General features: G+C 70.6%; 6 protein-coding genes and 1 pseudogene. 4 read left to right on the top strand and 3 right to left on the bottom strand.

Annotated elements, in window-relative coordinates; all coding sequences use genetic code 11:
• Positions 1 to 44: 44 nt before the first annotated feature.
• Positions 45 to 1,148 carry a succinyldiaminopimelate transaminase gene (gene dapC, locus ACFWBQ_RS38095; protein WP_385508593.1) on the bottom strand — a complete coding sequence of 368 codons (1,104 nt, stop codon included), beginning with the start codon at positions 1,146 to 1,148 and terminating at the stop codon, positions 45 to 47.
• A gap of 106 nt (positions 1,149 to 1,254) precedes the next feature.
• A complete protein-coding gene (fdxA, locus tag ACFWBQ_RS38100) occupies positions 1,255 to 1,575 on the bottom strand; it encodes a ferredoxin (RefSeq protein ID WP_014154250.1) in 321 nt (106 codons plus the stop codon).
• Between the two features lie 117 nt (positions 1,576 to 1,692).
• On the opposite strand from fdxA, the gene ACFWBQ_RS38105 reads away from it, so the two are divergent.
• The 3 genes from ACFWBQ_RS38105 (at position 1,693) to ACFWBQ_RS38115 (ending at position 4,255) form a co-directional block, all read left to right on the top strand.
• Positions 1,693 to 2,706, top strand: a complete 1,014-nt coding sequence (locus tag ACFWBQ_RS38105) for a GNAT family N-acetyltransferase (protein ID WP_385508596.1) — start codon at positions 1,693 to 1,695, stop codon at positions 2,704 to 2,706.
• 27 nt (positions 2,707 to 2,733) lie between these two features.
• Complete coding sequence (locus ACFWBQ_RS38110) at positions 2,734 to 3,597, top strand: transglutaminase-like domain-containing protein (RefSeq protein WP_385508598.1); 864 nt, start codon at positions 2,734 to 2,736, stop codon at positions 3,595 to 3,597.
• A gap of 118 nt (positions 3,598 to 3,715) precedes the next feature.
• On the top strand, positions 3,716 to 4,255 hold the full coding sequence (locus tag ACFWBQ_RS38115; protein ID WP_385508603.1) for a sugar O-acetyltransferase: 540 nt from the start codon (positions 3,716 to 3,718) through the stop codon (positions 4,253 to 4,255).
• On the opposite strand, the gene ACFWBQ_RS38120 is transcribed toward ACFWBQ_RS38115, so the two are convergent.
• On the bottom strand, positions 4,182 to 4,808 hold the full coding sequence (locus ACFWBQ_RS38120) for a GNAT family N-acetyltransferase (protein WP_385508600.1): 627 nt from the start codon (positions 4,806 to 4,808) through the stop codon (positions 4,182 to 4,184). The two genes, ACFWBQ_RS38115 and ACFWBQ_RS38120, sit on opposite strands and share 74 nt — an antisense overlap.
• 277 nt (positions 4,809 to 5,085) lie before the next feature.
• Between ACFWBQ_RS38120 and ACFWBQ_RS38125 the strand changes: the two are divergent.
• Positions 5,086 to 5,345, top strand: a pseudogene (locus ACFWBQ_RS38125) (coagulation factor 5/8 type domain-containing protein); the annotation flags it as partial.

The raw sequence follows: 5,345 nt of genomic DNA on the forward strand, positions 1-5,345 counted from the left end.
GGGCCTCGGGAGTGCGCACTCCCGAGGCCCCTCGGCGCATCGCGTCAGGACAGCCGCTTGACCGCAGCGGCCACCCGTTCGTCCGTGGCCGTCAGCGCCACCCGTACGAAGTGGTCCCCGGCCGGACCGTAGAAGTCACCCGGTGCCACCAGGATGCCGAGCCCCGCCAGGTACGCCACGGTCTCCCAGCACGGCTCGTCGCGCGTGGCCCACAGGTACAGGCTCGCCTCGCTGTGCTCGATCCGGAAGCCGTGGGCCTCCAGCGCCTCCCGCAGGACCGCGCGCCGCCGCGCGTACCGGGCCCGCTGTTCGGCCACGTGAGTGTCGTCACCCAGCGCGGCGAGCGTCGCCGCCTGGACCGGCGCCGGCGTCATCATCCCGCCGTGCTTGCGGATCAGGAGCAGCTCGCCGAGAACGGCCGCGTCGCCCGCGACGAAAGCCGCACGGTAACCGGCGAGGTTGGAGCGCTTGGAGAGCGAGTGGACGGCGACGATGCCCTCGTACGAACCGCCGCAGACGTCCGGATGGAGCACGGACACCGGCTCGGCCTCCCAGCCGAGCTCCAGGTAGCACTCGTCGCTGAAGACCAGCACGCCGTGCTCGCGTGCCCAGGCGACGATCCGGGTCAGCTCGTCCTTGGGCAGGACGCGGCCGGTCGGGTTGGACGGCGAGTTGAGCCAGAGCAGTCTGAGCCCGGCCGGGTCCAGCTCGGTGGGGTCGTCGTAGGCGACGGGTTCGGCGCCGCAGAGCCGCGCGCCGACCTCGTACGTCGGGTAGGCGAGCCTCGGGTAGGCCACCTTGTCACCGGCGCCGAGGCCGAGCTGGGTCGGCAGCCAGGCCACCAGCTCCTTGGAGCCGACGACCGGCAGGACGTTCTCGTGCTCCACACCGACGGCACCGAGCCGGCGTTCCACCCAGCCGGTCAGGGCGTCGCGCAGTGCTCCGGTCCCCCACACCGTCGGGTAGCCGGGGCTGTCGGCGGCGGCGATCAGCGCCTGCTGGATCAGCTCGGGCACCGGGTCGACGGGCGTACCGACGGACAGATCGACGATGCCGTCCGGGTGGGCAGCAGCCGTCGACTTGTAGGGCGTGAGCTTGTCCCAGGGGAAGACCGGGAGCCGGGAGGAGACGGGGACAGCTGCAGACACGGATCTCTGCTTTCTCGTACGAGTTTCTCTGTGGGTGCCGGGAAACACCTCGGTCCCGCACGGTGACGAGCCGTACGGGACCGGGCGGCGCTCGTGCTGCCGCTGTTTACTGGTTCTGCGGCGGCAGCGCGGCGATGAACGCGTGGTCGCGCTCGATGAGACCCAGCTTGGAGGCACCACCGGGCGAACCGAGGTCGTCGAAGAACTCGACGTTCGCCTTGTAGTAGTCCTTCCACTCCTCCGGGGTGTCGTCCTCGTAGAAGATGGCCTCTACCGGGCAGACCGGCTCACAGGCTCCGCAGTCGACGCATTCGTCCGGGTGGATGTACAAGGACCGTGAGCCCTCATAGATGCAGTCGACGGGGCACTCTTCGATGCAGGCCTTGTCCTTTACGTCGACACAAGGCTGCGCGATGACGTAGGTCACGCTGTCGTTCCTCCTCGGTAGGGCGTTGGCTCTCGCGCGGGAGCGCGGCGTCGTCGATGCCCGCACCTAGTATCTCCGTTCCGGGGCACGATCCGAACAGGAGGGGCGTACTGAGCTATGGAATTCACCATCAGCGGACGGCTTGAGGTTCGCATGACAGCCGCTGACGTGGGCAAACGTGTGTCCGTACGGCAATTGATCAGTGCCCCCGGCGAGGCCCCGAAGTTCACGGACACGGTCGGGGTTCTCACATCGTGGGACGACGAAGTGCTCTCGATCATGCCCCGGAGCGGCGAGAGCGTCCACATAGCGGAATCGTTGCTGGTGGCGGGCAAGGTGGTGCCCTCCGCCCCGGCCCGCCGCCGCGGTCCCGCCGCCTCGTTCGATGAGCTCGCACGCGTCGCCGCGCGCGCCTGGCAGCCCGTGGAGAGCGCATCACTGGGCGACTGGCAGCTGCGCGCCGCCGCCGGATTCACCCGCCGCGCCAACTCCGTGCTCGCACTCGGCGAACCCGGACTCCCGCTCGACGCGGCGCTGGGGCACGTCCTGCGGTGGTACGAGGCGCGTGGCCTGCCCGCGTACATCCAGACTGCCACGGGAGCGCAGGGCACGCAGGAGCAGCTCTGTGCGGCGCTGGAGGAGCACGGATGGCGGCGCGAGGTATCGGCCGAGGTGCGGATCGCGGCGCTGGCGCCGGTCGGCGATCTGGATGCCGACATCTCCGCGGTGCGGCTCGCCCGGGGGACGGACGATGCGTGGCTCTCCCGCTACCACCGCTTCGGCGCCCCTGGGCACACACCGGACCCCGATGTACTGAAGGTGCTCGGCAGCGGACCGTCGGTGTGGTTCGCCACCGTGCCGGGCGAGGACGCCGACGGGGTGCCCGCCGCCATCGGACGCTGTGTCGTGGACGGCCGCTGGGCGGGGTTCATGGCCGTCGAGGTGGGCCCGGAGTACCGGCGCCGGGGCCTCGCCAAGGCCGTGATGACCGCGCTGGCCCGCAAGGCGCTGGACGAGGGCGCGTCGGCCTCGTGGCTCCAGGTCGAGGCGGACAACGAGGGGGCACGCGCGCTCTACGACGGCATGGGCTTCGCCACCCACCATCAGTACCACCACTTCCGGTCCGCCTAGCAGGAACAACAGGGGAATACGTCTCCCATGAGCGCTCAGGATTCCGGTGCGGCCGAACGGCGGCGGCAGTTCGCCGACGAGGCCCGCGCCCAGCGGCCGGACGTCGCTCTGCTCTGCCTGCTGCTGGGCGCGGAGGCGGGATCCCCGACGGCGGCCGGCCCCAGCCCCTCCGCCGATCCGTACGGCATCGACGCCGCACAGATCGAGCTGGACCGGCTGGCGGGGCTCCTTCCGTACGGTGCGCGCAGCGCCCGTGCGTGGGCGTCCGCGCTCGGGGAACTGCTCGGCGAGCGGTGCGGTTTCGCCGGTTCGTCCGCCGACTACCAGCGGCTGGAGTCGTCACTGCTCCAGCAGGTGCTGTTGCGCCGCAGGGGCCTGCCGATCCTGCTCTCCGTGGTCTGGACCGAGGTCGCGCGGAGGGCGGGCGCCCCCGTGTACGGGGTGGCCCTGCCGGGTCACTTCGTGGTCGGGTTCGGCGATCCGGCGGAACGGGTACTGGCCGACCCGTTCGCCGGCGGTGCGCCGTTGAGCGGCGAGGACGCGGAGCTGATGGTGGCGGGGGCGACCGGTGCCCCGCTCGAGGCGTCGATGCTGGCACCCGCGGGGCCGCTGGAGACCGTGCTGCGCATCCTGAACAACATCAGGGCCTGGGCGGCGGCACGTCCCGAGCGCACGGACGTGGCGCTGTGGGCGCTCGAACTCTCCCTGCTGCTGCCCTCGCACCCGGCCAGACTCCGCTACGAGCGGGCTCAGCTCCTCGTACAGCGCGGGGAGTTCTTGCGCGGGGCGGTCGAGATGGAGGAGTACGCGCAGGTCGTCGACGCGATCGAACCATCGGCGGCACAGGCGATCCGCCGACGCGCCCAGGCCGCGCGGGCGCTGCTGAACTAGGGCGTGGGCCTGCTCGGCCGATGCGGCAAGGCGGCGCATGCGCATGCGGGGGCTCGCGAGCCCCGGCATGATCCCCACGCGGTGAGACGCTTACGACGTGACCAGCCAGAAGGAAGCCATGCTCGCCGGCGAGCCGTACATCGCCGACGACCCCGAGCTCGCCGCCGACCTGCTGCGCGCGGCCCTGCTGAGCGAGCGTTTCAATGCCGCTTCGGCCGCCGACGCCGAGGCCCGCCGCGCGACCCTCGTCGAACTGCTGGGCGAGCTGGGCGAGGGCGTGGAGGTCCGGGCCCCGCTCCGGGTTGACTACGGCTACGGGATCTCGATCGGCGCCCGTACGTTCGTCAACTTCGGTGCCGTGTTCCTCGACGTCGCCCGCATCACCATCGGCTCCGACGTCCGGATCGGCCCGAACGTCCAGCTCCTCACCCCCACCCACCCGGTGGAGCCGGAAGCCCGCCGGGCCAAGTGGGAGGCGGCGCACCCCATCAGGATCGGCGACAACGTCTGGCTGGGCGGCGGAGTGATCGTCTGCCCTGGGGTGACCATCGGCGAGAACACGGTGGTCGGTGCGGGAGCGGTGGTCACCAGGGACCTGCCGGCGAATGTCGTGGCGGTGGGCAATCCGGCCCGCGTGATCCGCGAGATCCACGTGTAGTCACGGGCGCCGCATAACACCGTACGGAAACCGTACGGTCCGGGCTCCATCGCTGCTCGACGACAGCCAGCAGCTCCCAGCCGAGCCGCTCGTACAGGGCCGCCGCCGCGGTGTCGCAGGACACGACGTCGAGCACCGGATGCAGTCCGCGGTTCCCGGCCTCGTGCACGGCTTCGGCCATCAGCAGTCCGCCGATCCCGTGCCCTCGAGCTCCCGGCGCAACGAACAACCGGCTGACCACGGCGGTACGTTCGATGCCCACGTCCTCACGGGCGCTCCACAGGACAGCCGCCGCATCCCCTGCGCCGCTACGGGACAGCCCGATGTGACCGACGACCTGCCCGTCCAGTTCGGCCACCCACGCGTCGAGCGACGACGAGGCCTGCGCCAGCCAACCGGCCGGGCGGGCCGGCCAGTTCACCGGATATCCGTCACGCGCATGAACCTCGGCGAGTGCGCGGACGCAGACGCCCAGGTCCGCCGCACCGCGCCGCCGGACACGAGGCTTCCCCGCACCCGCGCCTGCCGCCGTGGAGGTGCTCGCTCTGCTCATCGGAGCATGAAAACACAACGATCACCACGGACGGGGGTCCGGGCTGCGCCGTCATCCTGTGAATTCATCAGCGTCGCGAACTGAGCCCATAAGAGGTCAATTGCCTTGCCGCAGAAGTTAATTGTGGTGCCATCAGTGAACGGCTGCGGCTTCTGATGCACACCTCTTGACGTGTCCGGGCCCATGACGGTTACATCACCGGCACGAGAGAGAGCGCTCTCTCGCTTCTCTCGAACGTTTGTCGTGCACCCGTACCACGACTCAGGAGATGTACCTCATGCAAGCTCCCCCCACGAGCCCTACGAGCCCCACCGGCCGGATCGCCGCCGCCCCCCACAGGCGCCGCCGCTCCCGGGCCCTCGGCTTCGCGGCACTCGCCGTGTCGCTGCTCATGGCTGTCCCCGCCACCCAGTCGGCATTCGGTGAGGGCGTCCAGGAAGTGCCCGGCGGTGGTGACCTGGGACCCAACGTCCTGGTCTTCGATCCGTCGACGCCGAACATCCAGGGCAAGGTCGACGAGATCTTCAAGAAGCAGGA

The organism is Streptomyces sp. NPDC060035 (assembly GCF_042736635.1).
Taxonomy (GTDB): domain Bacteria; phylum Actinomycetota; class Actinomycetes; order Streptomycetales; family Streptomycetaceae; genus Streptomyces.